This window comes from Acinetobacter sp. 'aerobic (ED)' (genome assembly GCF_904886855.1).
GTDB classification, from domain to species: domain Bacteria; phylum Pseudomonadota; class Gammaproteobacteria; order Pseudomonadales; family Moraxellaceae; genus Acinetobacter; species Acinetobacter courvalinii.
This window is the reverse complement of sequence record NZ_CAJHGI010000002.1, coordinates 437,114-458,760: the sequence shown is the minus strand read 5'-3', so window position 1 is coordinate 458,760 and position 21,647 is coordinate 437,114. Positions and strand designations below refer to the sequence as shown.

The 21,647-nt window shown below is 38.9% G+C and carries 19 protein-coding genes and 1 pseudogene; 15 read left to right on the top strand and 5 right to left on the bottom strand.

Going from position 1 to position 21,647, the window contains the following annotated elements:
- Positions 1–27: 27 nt before the first annotated feature.
- A complete protein-coding gene (add, locus tag JO943_RS05655) occupies positions 28–1,191 on the bottom strand; it encodes an adenosine deaminase (protein ID WP_265102657.1) in 1,164 nt (387 codons plus the stop codon).
- Positions 1,192–1,462: 271 nt separating this feature from the next.
- Between add and JO943_RS05650 the strand changes: the two genes are divergently transcribed.
- A complete protein-coding gene (locus JO943_RS05650; protein WP_202740213.1) occupies positions 1,463–2,146 on the top strand; it encodes a Crp/Fnr family transcriptional regulator in 684 nt (227 codons plus the stop codon).
- A gap of 281 nt (positions 2,147–2,427) precedes the next feature.
- Here JO943_RS05650 and JO943_RS05645 read toward each other — a convergent pair whose 3' ends face one another.
- The gene (locus JO943_RS05645) at positions 2,428–3,015 is read right to left on the bottom strand and encodes a TetR/AcrR family transcriptional regulator (RefSeq protein WP_202740212.1); all 588 of its coding nucleotides are present in this window, start codon (positions 3,013–3,015) and stop codon (positions 2,428–2,430) included.
- Positions 3,016–3,114: 99 nt separating this feature from the next.
- Here JO943_RS05645 and JO943_RS05640 point away from each other — a divergent pair, with 99 nt between their 5' ends.
- The 8 genes from JO943_RS05640 to JO943_RS05605 all read left to right on the top strand — a co-directional run bounded on the left by JO943_RS05640 (position 3,115) and on the right by JO943_RS05605 (position 12,274).
- Entirely contained in the window at positions 3,115–3,867 is a 753-nt protein-coding gene (locus JO943_RS05640) for an SDR family oxidoreductase (protein WP_202740211.1), read from the top strand.
- A 48-nt stretch (positions 3,868–3,915) separates the two neighbouring features.
- Positions 3,916–4,506, top strand: a complete 591-nt coding sequence (locus tag JO943_RS05635) for a 2-hydroxychromene-2-carboxylate isomerase (RefSeq protein WP_202740210.1) — start codon at positions 3,916–3,918, stop codon at positions 4,504–4,506.
- A gap of 77 nt (positions 4,507–4,583) precedes the next feature.
- Positions 4,584–4,904 carry a hypothetical protein gene (locus tag JO943_RS05630; protein ID WP_202740209.1) on the top strand — a complete coding sequence of 107 codons (321 nt, stop codon included), beginning with the start codon at positions 4,584–4,586 and terminating at the stop codon, positions 4,902–4,904.
- Between the two features lie 43 nt (positions 4,905–4,947).
- On the top strand, positions 4,948–6,642 hold the full coding sequence (locus tag JO943_RS05625) for an aldehyde dehydrogenase family protein (RefSeq protein WP_202740208.1): 1,695 nt from the start codon (positions 4,948–4,950) through the stop codon (positions 6,640–6,642).
- A 30-nt stretch (positions 6,643–6,672) separates the two neighbouring features.
- On the top strand, positions 6,673–8,259 hold the full coding sequence (locus JO943_RS05620) for an AMP-binding protein (protein ID WP_202740207.1): 1,587 nt from the start codon (positions 6,673–6,675) through the stop codon (positions 8,257–8,259).
- A gap of 115 nt (positions 8,260–8,374) precedes the next feature.
- Positions 8,375–9,085 carry an AraC family transcriptional regulator ligand-binding domain-containing protein gene (locus JO943_RS05615; protein ID WP_202740206.1) on the top strand — a complete coding sequence of 237 codons (711 nt, stop codon included), beginning with the start codon at positions 8,375–8,377 and terminating at the stop codon, positions 9,083–9,085.
- 667 nt (positions 9,086–9,752) lie between these two features.
- Positions 9,753–10,814 (top strand): NucA/NucB deoxyribonuclease domain-containing protein, encoded by a 1,062-nt coding sequence (locus tag JO943_RS05610; protein WP_032867783.1) that lies wholly within the window; start codon positions 9,753–9,755, stop codon positions 10,812–10,814.
- Between the two features lie 53 nt (positions 10,815–10,867).
- Positions 10,868–12,274, top strand: coding sequence for a molybdenum cofactor biosysnthesis protein MoeA (locus JO943_RS05605; protein ID WP_202740205.1), 1,407 nt, complete (start codon positions 10,868–10,870; stop codon positions 12,272–12,274).
- A 218-nt stretch (positions 12,275–12,492) separates the two neighbouring features.
- Here JO943_RS05605 and JO943_RS18500 read toward each other — a convergent pair.
- Together JO943_RS18500 and JO943_RS05600 are read right to left on the bottom strand one after the other, a co-directional pair.
- Positions 12,493–12,904 (bottom strand): annotated as a pseudogene (locus tag JO943_RS18500) (integrase); the annotation flags it as partial.
- 227 nt (positions 12,905–13,131) lie between these two features.
- The gene (locus JO943_RS05600) at positions 13,132–14,037 is read right to left on the bottom strand and encodes a LysR family transcriptional regulator (protein ID WP_265102656.1); all 906 of its coding nucleotides are present in this window, start codon (positions 14,035–14,037) and stop codon (positions 13,132–13,134) included.
- 152 nt (positions 14,038–14,189) lie between these two features.
- Between JO943_RS05600 and JO943_RS05595 the strand changes: the two genes are divergently transcribed.
- The 6 genes from JO943_RS05595 to JO943_RS05570 all read left to right on the top strand — a co-directional run bounded on the left by JO943_RS05595 (position 14,190) and on the right by JO943_RS05570 (position 20,394).
- Positions 14,190–15,041, top strand: a complete 852-nt coding sequence (locus JO943_RS05595; protein ID WP_202740204.1) for an aldo/keto reductase — start codon at positions 14,190–14,192, stop codon at positions 15,039–15,041.
- 21 nt (positions 15,042–15,062) lie between these two features.
- Positions 15,063–16,112: an alpha/beta hydrolase gene (locus JO943_RS05590; RefSeq protein WP_202740203.1), complete on the top strand. Its 1,050-nt coding sequence runs from the start codon at positions 15,063–15,065 to the stop codon at positions 16,110–16,112.
- Between the two features lie 84 nt (positions 16,113–16,196).
- The gene (locus JO943_RS05585; RefSeq protein WP_202740202.1) at positions 16,197–17,330 is read left to right on the top strand and encodes a cupin domain-containing carboxymuconolactone decarboxylase family protein; all 1,134 of its coding nucleotides are present in this window, start codon (positions 16,197–16,199) and stop codon (positions 17,328–17,330) included.
- An 11-nt stretch (positions 17,331–17,341) separates the two neighbouring features.
- On the top strand, positions 17,342–18,445 hold the full coding sequence (locus JO943_RS05580; RefSeq protein ID WP_202740201.1) for an alpha/beta hydrolase: 1,104 nt from the start codon (positions 17,342–17,344) through the stop codon (positions 18,443–18,445).
- 12 nt (positions 18,446–18,457) lie between these two features.
- On the top strand, positions 18,458–19,153 hold the full coding sequence (locus JO943_RS05575) for a flavodoxin family protein (RefSeq protein ID WP_202740200.1): 696 nt from the start codon (positions 18,458–18,460) through the stop codon (positions 19,151–19,153).
- 35 nt (positions 19,154–19,188) lie between these two features.
- On the top strand, positions 19,189–20,394 hold the full coding sequence (locus tag JO943_RS05570; RefSeq protein ID WP_202740199.1) for a multidrug effflux MFS transporter: 1,206 nt from the start codon (positions 19,189–19,191) through the stop codon (positions 20,392–20,394).
- A gap of 92 nt (positions 20,395–20,486) precedes the next feature.
- On the opposite strand, the gene JO943_RS05565 is transcribed toward JO943_RS05570, so the two are convergent.
- Complete coding sequence (locus JO943_RS05565) at positions 20,487–21,602, bottom strand: MBL fold metallo-hydrolase (protein ID WP_202740198.1); 1,116 nt, start codon at positions 21,600–21,602, stop codon at positions 20,487–20,489.
- Between the last annotated feature and the right edge of the window lie 45 nt (positions 21,603–21,647).

Below are 21,647 nucleotides of genomic sequence, written 5' to 3'. Positions count from 1 at the left end.
AGAAAATGAATAACACTCTGATAGTTATCAGTACGTTTGGACGAGGGGAAGTAACTTATCTCGAGTTTCAGATGAGATGAAGCTTGCGTTTAAAGCATCGATGTTTGTTTGAATAAAGTCTTCATTCTGCCAACCAAACATATCATGTAGTAGCTGATATTCTTCATTTAAGGTTGTATGGGCTATAGTTCGGGCATCTGTATTAATACTTAATCTAACGCCCGCTTGCTTAAGCTTCTGAACCGAATGACTTCCGATATTTTCAAATACATTACATACGATATTGCAGCTTGGACAGATCTCGAGTAATACATTCTGCTGTCGTAATCTCGTTACTACAGCTTCATTCTCTATACATCGTACGCCGTGACCAACACGGGTTACTTTTAATTTGTCTAGTACTTCTATGACACTTTCTGCACCCTTAGCTTCCCCTGCATGTGCGATTACATTACCACCCAAATCTCTAACATGTTTAAAAGCTGCGATATGATTGTCAAGTGGGTATCGCGCTTCATCTGCAGCCAAATCAAGGCCAACAACGCCCTGATTCATAAAGCTGGTGACCAGCTTTGCCGTTTTCATGCTTTCTTCAGCATTAAAGTGCCTGAGTGTACATAAAAGTAGTCCAGCCTCTATTTCATGTTTCGCCGATGCTTTGTGCATGGCATCGAGTGCAGTTTGAGTTACATCTTCTGCTGATAATCCTAATCGCGTATGTAATAAAGGAGCGAAACGAAATTCAGCATAAATGACATTGTCAGCTTTAAGTTGATCAAAAAGATCATCTACTGCCAATGTGATAGCTAATTTTGTTTGTAAAATATTTAGAGTAGGTTCTATTTTACTCAAAAAATCCCCTAGATCTTTACACTTATTAGGAGCGATAAAAGTATCCCTAAATGTTTTCAGATCCATCTCAGGAAGAAGTTGCTTAGCACAATAATAGCTAAGGCTTGTGTCTAGATGAACATGCAACTCAACCTTAGCTAATTTTTGAGGATCAAATATTTTCATAGGTTTCTCTACTAATGAAGAATTAAAACTAACTGAATAAGCTAAATAAATACTTTTTAAATGGTTCAATTTGATTCGAGTCGTAAGAACCTCTAACGGTTTATGTGCTAGATAGAGAGAATTATTAGAATAATGTCCAAATGAATTTTCACTATCGCTTTCAATTTGTGTCATCGCAAATCGATCAATCGAAATATTATTTGAACCACTAAAAACCTCGTAGTGATGTAACTCAGCTTATTGAAATATGTTCTACAGCTTATGCTTCAAATTAAAATCAAAAAAGGACAGATGACCTTTTTTGGGTTAAGAGTAAAATGAATGGTCTAAAAGTGAAAATTTGAGTTTATCAACTATGTATGTCCTTGTATCCACTGGGATAATATTTAAATATTGATAGAGACTTTTTATAACGTAGAGAGCTTTAGAGGAGCAGTGACAAAAGATGAAGACTGTTGGTAACCATGAGTTAGTGCAGAATTATATCGATAGGTTTGCTTTATCTCGATATTTCACTCCCATATTGCTAGAAAACCTTCAATTAAAACAATTGGAATCAGGGGAATATTTAGTTGCTCAAGGGGGGGCGCTAAATAGTCTGTATTTACTTGTAATGGGTAAGTTGCAAGTAGAAAATTACCAAAAGGACGGAAGTTGTGCTGTATTCTCTATTGAAAGAGCTTTTTCCGTGATTGGGGATTTGGAGCTTTTTTTAGATAACAATATAGGTACCGTGAGTACGGTAACTGCGATTACAAAAGTGGATCTTCTTGAGATCTCTCTGAGTAAAATTGAGCAATATGCGTTTAAGGATCCAGCTTTTCTTAGCTTTATCTGCATACAACTTAGTAAAAAGTTGTATGCTTCAACTCAACTGTTAACAAATGCAACGCTTCCAGCATTAACTAAAGTTCGTAAATATTTATCTGTGAGGGCTGAAACCGAGGGGAGCGTTATTCACTTGGAAAAACGAGACTCAATTGCTGCTTTATTAGGAATTTCGACCAGACAACTAAATCGTATACTTAAAGATTTATCAAAGTTAAATGTTATTCATTTCAAGAATAAAACCATAAGAATAATGGATAGAGAGTATCTTACTGATATAGAAGCAAAAGATGTTTTATAACCCGATGGATAAGAAACTATTAATTCAGCTAATCTTACTAACTCGAATAACTAAGACTTAAGGTTTTATTTAGAAGTTTTAAATCATATTAGGCAGGATTATGGCAAAGCCTGCTTTCAGGCAGGAAGCGAAGAAGAGCTAGATATTGTCGTTAAGTTTTATGCAGATAACATGAAAACATAACAGCCTCAGCAGAATCGTAAACAGAATTATGTTCAGAAGGGATTGAAACAATCAGTTCAGATTATGAAGTAAGTAAAAAATGAGCGGGACATACCAGCTCATTTTAAATTATTAGTTTTAGTATAAGCACCTTTTAAACTCTGTTTCATCAATTGTTTATTTGAATCTAAAATTACCATTCTTAGATTTTCATCTTCAATACTACGAGCGATGAGGATTGTACCTACCAACTGGCTCATCATGGCCCAGGCTTTTTCCTCACTACCCAAATTCTTGGCAAATAATGCATGACCTCTCATTAATTCATTTTGGTGCAATCGTCGAATTTCACTATCTGATTGAGCGATCTCATTTGCCAATGAGGGAAGAAAACATCCATTTTCGGGTTGTTCTACGTGAGATAGGGAAAGGTAGCGATCTAGTTCAAAATCAATCCAATCCTCAACATTCTCATGTGGATTATTCCACCACATGCGGATACTACGTTCTGATTCAGTTTCAATTAATGCCTTAAATAAATCATTTTTAGACGAAAAATGTTTGTAAAAACTACCACTTGTCACGCCTGCTGCTTTCATAAAACGGTCAATCCCAGTCGCATAAAAGCCTTGTTTTTTTGCTAGCTTCCCGCTGATAGCAATAAGTTCTTGACGTTTCTGGACTTTATAACCGTCTTTATACCGCATTTCTGATTTCCAAAAATTAATTTGCTTAGACCATAAATATAACATAGTATTTTATTGGGTAACGATCGTTATCTAATGGGCAATTATCGGAGAATGCTAATGGAAGTCCAGAATGAACAAGTAACCCAAGGTAATAAAGTAGCTTTGGTAATTGGGGCAGGTGACGCTACGGGTGGAGCTATTGCAAAGCGTTTTGCGCAGGGAGGCTACATTACTTGTATGACTCGCCGAAATGCTGACAAGTTGTTGCCACTGATTAAAGAAATTGAATCGGAAAATGGTCAGGCTTATGGCTTTGCCTCAGATGCACGAAAAGAAGAACAAGTTATAGAATTAATCGAAAAAATTGAATCAACGATTGGTCCAATTGAAGTCATGGTCTTCAATATTGGAGCGAATGTTCCATGCAGTATTTTAGAAGAAACAGCTCAAAAATATTTCAAGATCTGGGAAATGGCATGTTTTGGGGGATTCCTAGTAGGACGAGAAGTTGCTAAACGTATGGTTCCACGCCAAAAAGGTACCATTATCTTTACAGGTGCAACAGCAGGATTGCGGGGTTCAGCAAATTTTGCCGCATTTTCAGGGGCTAAACATGGCTTACGGGCATTAGCGCAAAGTATGGCAAGAGAATTAGGTCCTAAAAATATTCATGTGGCCCATGTGGTAGTAGATGGAGCTATTGATACTGCTTTTATCAAAGAGACTTTTCCTGAGGCTTACGCACTGAAAGAACAAGATGGAATTTTGAACCCCGCTCATATAGCAGAAAACTACTGGTATTTAACTCAACAGCCTCGTGATGCCTGGACCCATGAACTTGATCTTCGACCTTATATGGAACGTTGGTAATCGATACTGGGTTTATTTTAAATTTTGGTTAAATACGGAAAAATAGCAATGAAAGAACTTGAGTTTTATTTTGATGTGGGCAGTCCTTATAGTTATTTGGGAATGTATCGCATGTTACAGATTGCTCAAAAACATCCGGTAGAAATTATTTGGAAACCGATGTTATTGGGCGGTGTTCTAAAAGCTCATGGCAATAGCAGCCCTTTGGAAATTCCTGCGAAGGCTAAATATTCAATGATGGATATACAGCGATGGGCAAAAATCTGGGATATACCAGTAACTATAAATCCTTTTCTACCGATTAATACATTACAAATGATGCGGCTTATTACCGCTGTTCAGATGTTTCAGCCAGAAAGATTCCTTAGTGTAGTAAAGGGAATTTTCAATGCGATGTTCCGTGAACCTCAAAATTTAAATGATATAAACGTTTTGATCCAAGTGGCTAAAAGTCTAGATCTAGAACTTTCAGTCGTAGAGGGTTGGTTAGGTGATGAAGATGTTAAGGCCCAGCTTAAAATGGTTACTGAGAGCGCAATTCAAAAAGGGATATTTGGCGCACCTACATGGATTATCGATAATGAGATGATTTGGGGAGTAGATCACCTTAACTTTGTTGAAATGGCTTTAACGGTTTAAGAAAAATTTCTTTTTTATATGAATCGACAGAATTAAGTGCAGAGCTTACAGATGCCGTAATTTCAGGTTCTGCGGCTATGGGACAATTTGGCGGTTCAAAAATTATTAACCAAGCTGTTGCCCGTTTACTTCTTTCTCCTGAAATGACTAAAACGTTACCTGATAAAGACTTGCGCGAGTGTCTGGGTGTTGCACCTGTACCCGTTGCTGATGCATTTGTTAAAGGAATGTCATTTTTATTGAAGATACCTAATCAGATTACCCGCTTAAAGGTGGTACGAAATTATTTTGATAAGAATGGTCAAAAGATATTGGATTCTGCAATAGAAAAAGGTCTGGCAGGTGTTAAAGCCGAATATAGAGGTACACCAGTTGCGAATAAAGCAACCGATGAATAATTAAGTTCCTCGGCATCATAGATTCATAAAGGGACATTTATGTATGAACAATATATTGAAATCCATGTTTAACACAGAGCAAGAGTTGGACTCAGCAATTGCAGATCTTACTCTTGGCGCATCAAAGTGGGCAGCGATGGGGATAAAGGAACGTATCACTTTGCTCCAAAGGACGCATCGTTCTGTTGCAGAAGCGGCAGAAGAGTGGGCAACGGCAGCAATTGAAGCAAAGGACATTATCGACGAACAAATGGAGGGTGAGGAATGGATGGCTGGCCCTTATGCAACTCTCAATGGATTGGCTGCAGTTAATGAAAGTCTAACGAAAATTGCTAATGGCATGTCGCCAGCACTTGGGCTAAAAACTCGTCAGGTTTGTGGTAATAGGACAGCATTTACAATGCTTCCGGAAAACTTGTATGAAGCCAATCTCTTTCATGGATTCAAAGGTGAAATTTGGCTTAAGCCTGGAATAAGTGCAGAAGAGGCAAGGAAGCTTGCAGGTTTGGGAGCTAAGCGTCTAGGAGAAAATGGAGGAGTTGGTTTAGTACTAGGTGCTGGTAATGTATCTTCAATAGGTCCTTTAGATGTCCTTTATGAGTTGATCGCCTATAACCGAGTTAGTGTACTTAAGTTGAATCCAACATTCGCTGGACTAACTGCAGCTTATGAGTCTGCATTTGCCCCCCTAATCAAGGCTGGTTTTCTGCGTATCGTAAATGGTGGGACCGATGTTGGACAGTATCTTACTGGCCACTCAGGTATTAACCATATACATATTACTGGCAGTAGCATCACTCACGATATGATCGTTTGGGGATCTGTGACAGATAAATCTGGCGGGCCAAAGCAGAATAAATCGATTACAAGTGAGCTTGGTGGTGTTTCACCAATTATCGTTGTCCCAGGAGATTGGGATGAGGATGACTTGCGATATCAGGCTGAACATGTGGCGACACAGAGATTTCATAACTGTGGTCATAACTGTATTGGTGGGCAAGCACTCATTATTTCAGCTGACTGGAAACATAAAGAGGCTTTCCTCACTGAAATCCGTCGTGTCATTAATGAATTGCCCTCCAAAGCTTCTTGGTATCCTGGCACTGAACGTAAAATTCAAGCTGCTGAAAATGCCTATCCAAATGCCGAGCATATCAACGGACGTATCTTGTTGAAAGTCGATAGTTCAACCTCGCAGGAAGCATTAACAACTGAGTATTTCGGGCCAGTTTTAGCTCATATCGAACTTACTGGTGAAGGAATAGAATTTCTACAAACAGCAGTTGAGTTTTCTAATAATGAGTTGGACGGTACTTTAGGTGCCAGCATCATTGTTGCTCCTGAAGATCGCAAAATAATGGGGTCAGCATTTGAGCTTGCAATAGCAGACCTACGTTATGGAACTATTGGGATAAATGTTTGGAGTGCGATTGGTTTCCTTATACCAGCACTTTCATGGGGGGCTTATCCTGGAAATACACTCGATAATGTCGGCTCAGGAATAGGGTTTGTTCATAATTCACATCTTTTAAAAAATATTGAACGAAGCGTGATAACTGGACCATTTAGGCCTTTTCCTAGGTCTGTAGCCAAAGGGGAAATAGCTCTATCGCCTAAACCTGCTTGGTTTGTTACGGCGAAGACTGCTAAGAGTGTGGCACAGCATCTCACCCGTTTTGCAGCTGATCCAAGTTTGGGCAAGCTTCCAGGAATTTTTAGTCAGGCTTTTCGCGCCTGATTTCTATCCCCATATAATTGAGTATAAGACATGATTTATTCTAGTAAGTATCCATCGGTCAATATTCCAGAAGGTGACATCTACACTGAGATTCTTGGAACATTAACTCCTCAGGATTTTGATCGAGTAGCCGTGACTGACGGCATTACAGAACTGACATATGGCGATCTGAAATTAAGTGCGGATGCATTCGCCGGTGCGCTTGCTGCACGTGGTATTAAACAGGGTGATGTTATTGCTATGCAGGTGCCTAACAGCCCTGCATTTGTCATTGCTTTTTTTGGTATTCTACGAGCAGGGGCAACTGTCACAACAGTAAATTTAATGTACTCACCACAAGAAGTGGCCAGACAACTCAAAGACTCAAATGCAAAGGCCTATGTCACTAATGCAATGACTTTATCTTGTGCTTTATTATCGAGTGCTGAAGCAGGTATCGCGAAAGATAAGATAATCGTTCTTGATGGTGCTGAAGGCCATTCATCAATGAAAGAATTACTTGCACAGGGATTGCCTGCGCCTATAATTAATTTAGAACCAACCCATTCTTTAGCTGTTTTACCTTATTCATCTGGTACCACGGGTTTAGCAAAAGGCGTGATGTTGTCTCACCGTAACCTAGTAGCAAATATTGTACAGGGTGCTGTAGGAATCAATGTCAACCAGAATGATAAAGTTATGGCTGTATTACCGTTTTATCATATATACGGTATGAATATGATTATGAATCTGACTTTATATCGAAGAGGGACTTTAGTTACTTTATCGAAAATGGATCTTCCTGCATTTCTTGAATTGATCCAAAGTCAGAAGATCACGTATCTATATATTGCACCACCTATTGCTGTTGCTCTGGCTAAGCACCCAATGATAGATGAGTATGATTTATCCTCTGTTCGTTTGATTCTTACAGCGGCTGCGCCTATGGATGAGGCTTTAGGTAAAACACTGTTGAAACGTCTGTCAGTACCTATTGTTCAGGGTTTTGGAATGACGGAGCTCAGTCCTATTTCACATATTGCACCACCTGGCGATGACAGAATTTCAATAGGTTCTGTTGGTATCGTCCTGCCTAATATTGAGTTTAAAGTTGTTGATGTCGAAACCGGTGAAGATGTACCAGAAGTTCCTGGAGGCCGTACTCTTTCAGGTGAAATGCTAATCCGCGGTCCAAATGTGATGCTAGGATATTTGGGCAATGAAAAGGCAACAGCCGCAACGATTACGGCTGATGGATGGTTACGAACAGGGGATATTGTAGAAGTAGGGTCATATCAGGAAGTTTATATTGTTGATCGACTTAAAGAGTTAATTAAGTATAAAGGGTATCAAGTAGCGCCAGCAGAATTAGAGGCACTTTTACTCAGACATCCAGCCATTGCTGATGCGGCAGTCGTAGGACATCCAAATGAAGAAGCAGGAGAGATACCTCATGCATTCATCGTATTGCAAAAAGGGATAAATGCAACAAGCGATGAAATTATTAAATGGGTTGGAGAGCGTATAGCTCCTCATAAAAAAATTCGCATGGTTGATTTTATTGATGCGATTCCTAAATCGCCTGCAGGCAAGATTTTGCGTAAAGATCTTAAACCTGTACAGTCAGCATCGGCTTAATCATCCAATGTATTTTCTTGGTCAATGTAGATTTTCCTTATAATCTTTTGAACACACCATTCCTCAAAAAAATCTATGGGTTTGGTGTGTTTACTCGATTGAGTTTTACTTTGAAATGAAAAATTCTTCTCTATCGAATGGTAAAAAGTTACCTATTTACTATGCCCTTTTATTATTAGATATAATGAATGAAAGGGGATATTCAAGGATTGATTTAATTCATCAATGTAGGCTGAATCAAGAAAATCTGAACGATACGGGGTCATATATTTCATTTAAACAATGGTATTGTCTTGTGGAGGAATGCTTAAGATTAGCTGGTGACGTTGGGTTGGGATATGAGTTTGGACTTCGATTTCGATTGACTGCTATTGGACCATTAGGTTTTGCAATTTCGAGTAGCACAAACCTAAAACAGGCGATTGAATTGGCTGTTCAATTCTTCAATTTACATTTAAAAAGTTGTCGAATTGATTTCAAAGTGAATACGGAAAAATCTAAAATTCAGATTCAAGGCTGCAATACCAAAAGAGATAAGGGATTTGAACAGCAAATAAAGATCAGACATTTCTTATTTGAAAGTTTGATTACAGGCTATGTGAATTCTTCAATTTTTTTAGCGAAACAGGCTAAAAGTGATGTAGACATTGCAGTCGAATGGTGTGAGCAAGCTTACCACCAAGTTTACGAAAAGCATTTGCCAAGAATTCATTTCAATTATCATCATACTTTTATTAATTACAACACTGCTTCTATATTGGCGCCTTTACCTATGGCCGATGCTTTTGCTTGTCAAAAGTTTCTTAAAGAACATGAAAAAACATGAGGTTTTTAATATATACGTTATAAATCAATAAAAAACAGAATAACTGATTTGAACAAGATTCTATCTCATTAGTAAGATTATCAGTGAAACATCTGAGACAATATCCTCAAATAACTTAAGCTTTTCTTAATTTAATTGATTAATTGTTTAAATCTTAATTCCTGTTTTAATTAACTAAAGATGAATAAAGAACTGATAATACTAAAAATTTAAAATATTTTTTATAAATTATAGGTGCTTGTTGCTTAATTAAATATCCTATTCTTTTTTAGTATTGAGCAGTATTTTTGTTAAGAGTGAATTGCAAATAAAAAATATCATTGTGCTGTTCCAATAGATCTAATCTAAAAATTTTTTTAGTCATAACTTGTAAGTATACTTGTATTTAAAGGTGGTTGTTAAGATTCATAAAATAGATAGATATTATTGTTTAAATTAAATTAATAAAATAATTTCGGTGGTAAATCATTATAATTGTGTGAAATATAAAGTATTTTTTATTATTTCAATTGTTTTGTTGTGCAATAAAGGATCAGTTGGTAAATTTAAACTAATAATTTTTAACAAATAAATTTACTTTATAATTTTTTTATTTATTATTTGTTCTAATTCCAAATAATTTAAAGGAAATTATTTGGAATTTTTTTACTAAAATATTGGAAAATTTATGTTAAATATAACTAAATATATAATGGCCATAAGTGCTTTTTTTATAGCATCTAGTAGTTACGCAGCGAGTGCTTTAGATGTATCACCAATTTGTAAAACAGTCGGTAAAGATCTTGATAGTTTTATAAGTAGAGGGTCACATTGTCTAATGTCAGAACAGCGAGAAATAGCTTTAACTGATGCACAAGGGCTGAATGTTGGTACGGCAAAAGTTACTGCATATGTTTATTCTGATAATCCAAAAAATGCGTTAACCTGGACTTATAAATATAAATTACGTACTCAAATTATTGGAAAGCCTGGTGAATCTGTAAAAGTACGTCCGGAATTATATTGTTATGAATGTACTGTAAAAACTGTATATGGTAATCCTATTAATTTAGTTAATGGTTTATCTGCAGAGTCAACTACCACATTTACACCCTCAAAAGCATCTCTTGCAACATCAAATCCTTTATTTTTATCTCCCAGTGTTAGTTTTCAGGTTGCAAAAGTAAAAGAATCTTTTGATAATGCAGGTTATTTGGACCCAGGCCTTTATAATCCTAGTGTAAGATGTGATATTGGGAAGGCCAAATTAAACACACAGGGCTGTGTCTATCCCAATGCACCAGCGATTATGACCACAATTAAACTTACTGATCCTGATGTAGATGAATCTGCAAAGCATATTAAAGAAGCTTTTTTAGCAGGGAAACCGGGGGAGTTTATTGCTAGTGCACCAAACTCACTATTTAGAACGTCAAATTCGACACCTTTACATCGTCTTAGAGATGCTGGAACACGCAAAGAACATCGAGCCATTTCCGTCAAAAATTGTAAGGCAAAATATGGTCCAACTGTGGGTTCGAAATGCTTCTTTACAGGTGATTCTGATGAAGTTGCAACGGATTGCGATTGTGATGAATTTCCTTTTGCTGCGACAAAAGAAGGTGGAGCAGATGCTTCCGTGAAAAAGATTGATGCCTCTGATAATCGGAGAGCAGGTGCTCGTTTAGGTGCTTTTTTTAGTGCGGAAAGAGTGCTAGATGAAGATGAATTCTTTTTAAAAGTTGATTAATGACTCATTTAAAGAGGTAGCTCAAATCAGAGCTACCTCTTGGATTTATACTTATGCGTAAACTTCCCGTACCTGAAGATCTTCCATATGATCTGACCACGATTTATTATCGCCTTTTTATGCAGCTTCCTCTGGGGGAACTAAAGGATACTGTAAACTTAGAAATGGCACTTAATCAAGTAAATGCAACTGATATTCATGCTTTACAAGACTATCCAGTTCATAACATATCTGCTTACACCGGTTGGACTATTAATTCAGAATCAACTCAAGCTGCAAGTAAACAGCGACCAATATTAATCGATAACCTGTACTGCTGGGGATCGCAACTTTATCGTTCAGTGAACCCATATAAGCTGGATTTGAGTGGAAAAAATCTACTCAGAATTCCACAATATACAAAATTACCTGAATCTGTTGATGCTGTTATTGCAGAAGAAGATAAGCGTCTAGATATTTCTGATTATGATAATAAAAAAATTATAGCACCTGTATCTACAATGCAAGGCGTTATCCAGCAAGGCAGCGTAATTCAACAAGGTGATCTAATCTTAGCTAAAAATGAAAAAATTACACCAGAAAAATTGATTGCACTCAGACGCGCTGGAATTAAAGAAATCACAATTTATAAAAATCCACAAATTATGGTTGTGAGTATGCATTCCTTTGATGAGGAGCATTCATTTTGTGAAGAAAGCTTGTACGTTAAAGACGTATTGAAAACGTGGGGTTACGATAACGTTGAGATAAAGCGACTTAAGCCACAACGTTATGATTCAGCATACAATAGCCGTAAGAAAGAGAAAGACCCAACTTTAGATGAGACATTAACAACAGATTGGGAAAGTTATAATCGTTTTTTTGAAGAACATATTCCAAATTTTGATGTAATGATTATTTGTTCTCACAAGAATATTGGTGGTTCAGTATTTTCAATCGGTAGACTTACGACTTTTGATCCTGGCAGTATGCCCTCAAATTTCCAAACACGCTCTATCCCTGCTGCTGAAATGGGTATTATTAGAAGTATGCCTAGAACGCCTGAACTACGTGAAATCGTACCGTTCATTGATGATCAAGGTAATTCTAGAGGCTCTAAGACCGTTATCACAGAAGATAAAACGACGATCATTAATCTACCTGGTGATATGCAAGACATTGCCTTACTTATGCATTTCATGGTGAAGTATATTCTAAATAAATATGATCCAGATTTTCTCAACAAAATATTTATAAAAGGTCGCACTAAACAAATAATTGAAACAGATCCTGTTCAAAAGAGACTAGTATGGGGCAAATATCAACTTCATGATGATGGTCAATATGACTTAGAGATAGTTGAAAAGCAGCATGCTTATCAAATAGAACCTTTTCTGGTTGCAAACTGTATTGTCATTGTTCCTTTTTCAGAACAACCAATCCAAGTTGATGAAAATGTTTATTTTATAAAAATTGATTAACTCTATATTGAATTTTGGATAATTAAAAAAACCATAACTAATACAGTTATGGTTTTTTACTCGCTAGGTAATAAGTGGCGCTCAATTATTCGTAATAATCACTATAGCTGCTTTGAAATAAGTGATTTAAACACCCTAAAAGATTTTGAGCTAATATCATCATAACTTATTTTTGCTCATACCATTTATAATTTTCTATTCAGTAATATAAGCAATTATTAATGATGGAAATACTGAGCCCAATCAGCTATTAAACCTCTACATTATTTTAAGATAAGCTCCACGTAGGTATGAGGCTTTTACTTCATCTCTGAGTTTGTGGACAAGAACATGCTCACAAACTTCTCTAGGATAATCTGTCTTATCAGCAGACTAGTCACGGAAAGTAGATCGAAAGCCATGCGCCGTAATGACACGGTTTTGTTTAGGGTCAAAATAGCCTAAGCCTTTTTCATTAAGCTTCTACTTATGCATATGTTTGAATATTGTAGTTAATAACATATCAGAAAACATCTCACCATTTCGTGGAGCAGAGATGATGAAATCTTGTGCTTGAGAATACTCTTGAATTGACTTAAGCAAAGCACTTGATTCTCTAGACAAAGGCATACGAGGTTCCTTTTCTCTCTTAAATGTTATCGATCAAAAATTTTAAACCATCTAAAAAGTACAAAAGGGTAATGGGTCAAGATTGGGTAAACTTGAGCTATATAAAAATAAAATATAAATAAAACAAAACGTTATTAATCTATTTCAACTGACGCCATCTACACCAAAATATTACCCATGTTGACAGTCATCAGTTCAAGCTCTGAATTGATTACAAGGAGGTGAAGAGTATCCTTTTTTGGTGAAGTCTAGTCGCTAGATAAGCGTAAGGCATCAACTAATAGTCGAAACAAGGGCGAAGATTCACGACGGCTTGGATAATACATATAGTAGCCTGAATAACTTATGTCCCAGTTCTCTAGTATCCTGACAAAATTTCCTTTTTGTATTTCTGTTTCAACCATCATTTTAGGTAGCCATACAACTCCAAGTCCATCTAGTCCTGCCTTTAGTTGTAATCTCGCATGGCTGACGACCATGGAACATTCCGGAGATATAGTTTGAACTTCTGGATTCAGTTTTGAGTTTTTAAACTCCCATGATTGAATGCGTTCATGGCTAGGTAAGCGAAGTCCAATACATCGATGCTGATGTAAGTCATCAGGAGTTTGTGGTGTCCCATAAATCTCTAAATAATGAGGTGAGGCGACAGTCATCATTTCTAGTTCATCACTGATCTTAACCGAAATCATGTCTTTATGGACATTTTCCCCTAATCGAATACCAATGTCATAGCGATCTTTAACAATATCTGCAAAGGCATAATCCATAGTCAATTCAAGCTGAATATTGGGATGATCATGAGAAAATTTGGATAACTTATCCCATAATAAAAAGTTAAGGCTGATTTCAGTTCCATTAATTCTTAATCGCCCACGAGGTGAATCTCTAAATTCGTTGAGGTTATAGAGTTTTTGTTCAATACCCGTAATGAGTGGGGCAATATCATTCAGAAGCTGTTCTCCCTCTTGAGTGGTAGAAACACTTCGAGTCGTTCGATTGAGTAATTTAACTCCAAGACGTTGTTCCAGCATTTTGAGGGTATAACTCAGGGCTGATTGTGAAACTCCCAACTGTCCCGCGGCCTTGGTAAAACTGCCAGTTTGGGCGACTACGATAAACGTTTTTAAGTCATCTAAATTCTCAGACATCATTTACCTCAAAATACGATTATTTTGTTAATCGGATGTAATTAATCAAAAATCAATATAAATGTAATCGAAATTGCCTAACTAATACATCGTTAATTGTCGAGGTATAGTTATTTTTTAACCGATGTTCTGCATGTACGTGGTGAGAGATAGCAATGAAAACACTTCGATTAAACAATGATATTGAAATGCCCCTCGCTGGTTTTGGTGTCTTCCAGATGAACGACCCTGTGGAGTGTGAACAGGCAGTCTTACATGCGATTGATGCAGGCTACCGATTGATTGATACCGCAGCCTCTTACCAGAATGAAACTCAGGTCGGTAATGCACTTCGCCAAAGCCAGATTGCACGTGAAGAATTATTCGTGACCACTAAATTATGGTTACAGGATGCCAGTTATGAGGGTGCGAAAGCTCAATTTGAGCGTTCACTAAACCGTTTACAACTGGATTATCTTGACCTGTATCTGATTCACCAACCGATTGGTGATGTACATGGGGCATGGCGAGCAATGGAAGAGCTGTATGCCGCAGGTAAAATCCGTGCTATTGGGGTCAGTAATTTTCATCCTGATCGTTTAGCTGATCTGATGGCATTTAATCAGGTCAAACCCGCGGTGAATCAGGTTGAAGTCAATCCATTTAACCAGCAACTCCATGCCGTACCGTGGATGCAGTCCCGCGATATTCAACCAGAAGCTTGGGCACCTTTTGCAGAAGGACGAAATAATTTATTCAGCCAGCCTGTACTGATTGAGATTGGCAAGAAATACGGTAAATCCGTTGGACAGGTTGTACTACGCTGGTTACTGCAACGCAATGTTGTGTCCTTAGCTAAATCAGTACGTCAAGAACGTTTGCAGGAAAATATTGATATTTTTGATTTTGAGCTGTCGATTGAGGACATGACTCAAATCACAGCAATGGATACCGCCACCAGTTCCTTTTTCTCGCATCGTGACCCCGCCATGATTGAGTGGTTGGCTGGTCGAAAAATGGATGTCTAAACTTAAAATTCAGGAGCGAACATGAAAATTCTACAAACTGTTTTAATGTCGGCAGCCATTACGACTTCAAGTGCGGGTTTTGCTGCAGACAAAAAAGAAAATTCTTTTGGCTTGGTATATGGCGGTGCGCTTACTGAAAATGTCAAAGGTCAGGTCAATATTCATCCAGTGACTTATAAACTGAATGGACTGGCTATTGTTGCCAATGTCTATACACCTGCCAATTATGAACCAAGTAAAAAATATCCTGCGGTTGTGGTAGCGCATCCAAATGGCGGTGTCAAGGAACAGGTTGCAGGCTTATATGCTCAGCGTCTGGCTGAACAGGGATATATCACCATTACTGCTGATGCTGCCTATCAGGGTGGTAGTGGTGGTCAACCTCGCAGTGTTGATAAGCCTGCAAACCGTATTGACGATGTGCATGGCATGGCGGACTTTATTACTCAATATGCTGGAGTAGATAATAACCGTTTAGGCTTACTTGGCATTTGTGGCGGTGGTGGCTACTCATTGGCGGCGGCAGAAACAGATAAACGTTTTAAAGTGGTAGCTACGCTCAGTATGTTCAATTCTGGACGAGTGCGTCGTAACGGTTTTGCAGATTCGCAACTGGATACCATTCAACAGCGTTTAAAACAAGCCACGGATGCTCGTGCACAGGAAGTTGCAGGTGGCAAAGTTCTTTATGCAGGTGATGCAGATATGACTGACGAGCAAATCGCTGCATTGCCATTTGAGATGTACCGACAGGGATATGAATACTATTGGCGCACTCATGCCCATCCAAATTCAACCTTTAAATATACCATGAGCAGCTTGCTTGACCTGATGCGTTGGGATGCAACAGATCAAATTGAATTGATCAATCAGCCGTTACTTATGATTGCAGGCAGTAAGGCAGACAGTCTTTACATGACCGAAGATGCCTTTGCTAAAGCTACAGGTACAAAAGACAAAACCTTATTCAAAATTCCCAATGCCACCCATATTGAAACCTATTGGAAGCCTGAATATGTCAAACAGGCGATGGAGCAACTGACTGCATTTTATGGCAAGCACCTGAAATAAAGATTGCTGATCTGGATGATGGGCAATGATTGAATGGCTTTTTGAATCATTGCTTATTTTTTAATAGGGATAATGGGAAATAACATGAAACATCAGGTTAATGCATTATTGGTGATGAGTTCTCTCTCGGGTATGGTCTGGGCTGAGGATAAAATGGGCCAGCAGATTACTTCAGCAAATCAGCACGAGATTAGTCAGGCACCCACAAGTAATTTCTCTGGCAAGGCAAACTTTGCCCGTTACCCAGTGATGCCCTCGCAAGGTGATGTTGCACCTGCCATTGTCAATTTTGAAGTAGGTACGATCACCAACTGGCATACCCATCCACATGGTCAATACCTGATTGTGACAGAGGGTGAGGGGCGTACTCAGGAATGGGGTAAACCCATCCAGACCATTCATAAGGGCGATACCATCTGGTGTCCACCGAATGTCAAACACTGGCACGGGGCAAGTGAGCATAGTGCGATGTCGCATATTGCCATGACCCCTGTGGCAACAGATGGCAAGAGCGTGACATGGCTGGAAAAAGTGGATTTACCTACACAAGTAAAAACTTTAAAAGTACCTGAAAAGGCTGAAACAGTACAGCTCAGCGCCAAACAATTAAGCTTAATCCCCATTGCTGCATTTACTGCAACAGGTGATCTGGAAAAGCTAAAACCTGCTTTAACCAAGGGATTGGAAAATGGTTTAACAGTAAATGAAATCAAGCAAGTGTTTGCCCACCAATATGCCTATGCAGGTTTTCCCCGAGCCTTAAATGGCACATTGACCTTTAAAAGCCTGCTTGAGGAACGCCAGAAACAAGGCATCAAGGATATACAAGGTGCACTGCCAAGCACGTTAGCACATGATACTGATTACTATCAACTTGGTATAGAACAGTTGGCTGATCTCAACAAGACCTCCATTGAGGAAAGTTCAAAACCACTGGTTGAAAACTTCTCACCCACAATGGATTACGCCTTAAAAGCCCATTTATTTGGCTATTTGTTTAGTCAGGACAACTTGTCGCCTCTGGAACGTGAAATTGTAGTGGTGAGTACATTGTCTGCCATGGGTGATGTCAATGCCCAACTGCGTTCGCATTTAAGAATTACCCGAAATCTGGGGGTGGATACTACCCAGATGCAAAAAATCATCAGCACCTTACAGCAGGCTGTTGGACGTGATCTGGCAAATAATGCACAGGATGTTTTACAACAGTTGCAATAGGAACAATGACAATGAATAAACGCCTCAACATCAGATTTAGAAATACCCTGCTTTCAATGGGAGTTGTGATGATCATTTCAGCCTGTTCTACAACTCCGCATCAATCCACTGCTTTAAGTATTGCCCAGCAAGGCAACTTTGCAGCTGGTGGTAAAGTCATTCAAAGTGTGGGACAGTTTGATGATAAACAACTATTTAAACCGCAAGGCCAAACCCTGCATGGTGATCACGCTTCGGTATTTTATCAAATTCCTGAACATGCTCATCCTTATCCATTGGTATTTTTACACGGTGCAGGACAGTCAGCGAAAACATGGGGAAATACACCTGATGGTCGAGAGGGATTCCAAACACTTTTCCTACGCCAGCATTTCCCTGTGTATGTGGTCGATCAACCACGTCGGGGACAGGCAGGACAATCGACTGTGGCCGCAGAAGTGCCCGCCACCACCAATGATCAGGCATGGTTTAATATGTTTCGTTTGGGGCAGTATCCCAACTTTTTTAAAGGGGTGCAGTTTTCACAAGATTCAACTGCTTTAAACCAGTATTTCCGTCAAATGACACCGAATACAGGAGCCTATGATGAGCAGGTGATTAGTGATGCGATGGTTGAAGTCCTGAAAAAATCAGGTGATGCGGTACTGATTACCCATTCACAAGGTGGAGGGCCAGGCTGGTGGACGGCAATCAAATCAAATCAGGTCAAAGGCATCGTTGCTTATGAACCTGGTAGTGGTTTTGTCTTTCCTGAAAATGAACTGCCCGAACCCATGCCAAGTGCAACAGGAACATTGTCACCAACCCCAGTCAAAATGGCAGATTTCCAGAAGCTGACCAAAATGCCAATCATTATCTACTATGGCGATAATATTCCTACTGAGAAAAATGGCTATGCAGGACAGCAAAATGCGGGACAGGACAACTGGCGTGTACGCCTGAAAATGGCACAGTTATGGGTGGATAAAATCAATCAGCATGGGGGAAAAGCCCAGTTGGTGCATTTGCCTGATATTGGGGTTTACGGTAATACCCATTTTCCGTTTTCTGATTTAAACAATCAGCAGATTGCAGAACTACTTTCGCAATGGTTGCATAAAAATAAACTGGATTAAGGAGGATGGGCGATGCTTATCAGTATCCGTTTTATTCTATTGTTTATTTGTGCAATTGGTTTGATGGGATGTCCAAGTGCGGAAAATTCACAGACAGCGCAGAACATGGCTCCCTCACCAAATCCACCCGTGAATACAGACAATCCTAAAGCCCTGATTGTGTATCTGTCCCGCACTAAAAATACCGAAGCACTTGCCAAGATGGTACAGGAAAAAGTCGGTGGGGACTTGGTGGCTTTAGAGTTGCAGACACCTTATCCTGAAAATTATCAAGCCATTGTTAGGCAAGTCGATCAGGAAAATCAGGATGGTTATCTACCGCCACTCAAAACTCAGGTCGAAAATATTGGGCAATATGATGTGATCTTTGTTGGCTTTCCAACATGGGATATGCAGTTACCGCCACCAATCAAAAGTTTCCTGAACAAATATCAAGCAGATTTAAACGGTAAAATGATTGTGCCTTTCAATAATAATGCAGGCTATGGCATGGGACAAAGTCTTGCCCAGTTTAACCAGTACTGTCGTGGATGCCAAATCATGCAAAGTGTTGAGCTACGAGGTGGGATTGAACGGGACGGAATTTTATTTGTGATGGAGGGTGATCGGGCCACCCAAGCCAAAAATGAAATCGCACAATGGTTGCAAGACTTGTCGGTAAACAATCCTGTTATTCAACAACTTTTGCAAAACCATGCAATAAACTAAGCTATCCTTTAAACATGATCAATCGAGTCTCTAAAATGCCTGTTTCTCCCACACACTCTCAAAATCCTGATACTGCATTGAACACTTCAAGCTGGTTTTTTATGGGGATTTTGGGTGCATTAATGGCATTCACTTCACTCTCAACCGATATTTATTTACCTGCAATGCCTCAAATGGCACAAGAGTTAAATGGAAATGTTGAGCTAACAGTCACAGGATTTTTGGCTGGGTTTGCATTGGCACAGTTGATCTGGGGGCCAATGAGCGATCGCATTGGACGAAAAATTCCTTTATTTATAGGCATGATTCTTTTTGTGATTGGTTCAATTGGTTGCGCGTTGTCTCAATCCATTGAGCAAATTGTATTTTGGCGTGTGTTTCAGGCTTTTGGTGCATGTACTGGCCCTATGCTTGGACGTGCCATGATTCGTGATCTTTATGGCCGAACCCAAGCTGCACAAATGCTTTCAACATTGATGGTGATTATGGCAATTGCACCGATTGCAGGACCACTCTTGGGGGGGCAGATCATTCAATTCAGTACATGGCATAGCATTTTCTGGTTGTTGGCAAGTATTGGTGGAGTCATGTTTTTAACACTGTTCTTTTTACCTGAAACACATCCAGTGGAGAAACGAACCAGAGCATCTGTGATGAATACCTTTGCCAATTACCGTCAGTTATTGGGTAATTGGCAGTTTATGCGTTATACCTTATGTGTCACTTTCTTTTACGTAGCTGCCTTTACTTTTATTGTGGGTTCACCCTTTGTTTATATTTCTTTCTATGGCGTTGATGCCCAGCATTATGGTTGGCTGTTTGCATTGAATATTGTGGGAGTAATGGGACTCAGTTTTATTAATCGTAACTTGGTTAAACGGTTTAGCCTTGATCATCTACTCAAATGCACTACCGCCATTGCTACCGTGGCATTAGTCACACTATGTATTTTATTTTACGAACATGTTGGTGGAATCTATAGCATCATTGCAATGGTTTTTATTTTCTTTTCAATGAATGGCATGATAGCCGCTAATTCAACCGCAGCAGCATTGGATGGAGTGCCAGAAATGGCAGGTTCAGCATCTGCTCTGATTGGTTCATTACAGTACGGTAGTGGCATTATTTCCTCGCTGTTACTCGCTTGGCTTTCAACAGGTACACCACAGACCATGATTGTGATTATGACCATTTTCACTGTATTGAGTGCGGTAATGGTTTTTATTTCTTATCAGGATTGAGAGATGACTTAAAATTTCTAGGCGAGACATTCACCTCTTTTGCGCTGATATATCAAAAATAGAACACTCAGCTAGAAACTGGGAATAATTCTTTATTTCTCCCACCACATTGAAAACTCATTTCTTTGGCCATCTAGCCAAATTGGTTGCCCAATCTTAGGTGTATATATTGGCAACTTCGCTTTCTCACTGGCTTTAACTGCACGTTTAAAAGGTTCATCCCAAGCATGTGGTGAAAGAGAAAAACGCCCAATGTGCATTGGCATCATGGCTTTAGCTTTTAAATCCACCGCTGCCTGTACGGCCTCTTCTGGGTTCATGTGAATGAGTGGCCAACGAGGATCATATTGCCCACTATCCAGCATCACAAGGTCAAAACTGCCTAACTGGGATGCAATCTGTTGAAAGTGTGGACCGTAGCCACTGTCACCGCCGAAATAAATTTTGTGGGTCGGCGTTTCTAGCGCATAGCTGGCCCATAAGGTTTTATTACGAGTCAAGGTACGCCCTGAATAATGACGAGCAGGTAAAGTATAAATGTTTAGCCCAGTATCAGTTCTCAAGGTATCAAACCAGTCATTTTCATGGATTTTTGATAAAGGATAACCCCAGTATTCAAAATGTGAACCAATACCAAGCGGTACGATGACATTTTTAACCTTATCCCTGAGTTGGGTTACAGTCGCATAGTCCAGATGGTCATAGTGATCGTGGGAAATGAGTAGATAGTCAATCTCTGGAATATCTTCCTCTTTATAGAGTGTTGTCCCTTTGAATGCTTTCACTAAAAATGAAAAAGGTGCCGCATGTTCACTAAGTACAGGATCAATCAGAATACGCTTTCCAGCTAACTGAATATAATAAGCTGAATGCCCTAGCCAGATCACGACATCTTGTCGTGGATTTAAAGCTAATAAATTGGTCTTAACAGTTGGTATGGCCTGTGTGGGTGCAGTCTGTTGTTTCTTTGTCCAGAAATTATCCCAGAAGATTTTTAGAGTATTTTCTCCATCACGTAGCATTGGTGTTGCAACGGAATAGGCAAATTCATCATCAACATAATGAGGAGATTGCTTGATACGTTCAAGACGTGCTTGTTCGGGTAAGTGTCCAAATTGTGGGCGATTAAAAGTTACACAGGCAGTAAGTAGTATGGCTACACCAAATACAAACAGAATTAAGGAAACTTTATATTTTTTTCTCATCATAGTTGGAATATAACCTGAGCTACTAGTAAAAAAGCCAAGTTGATT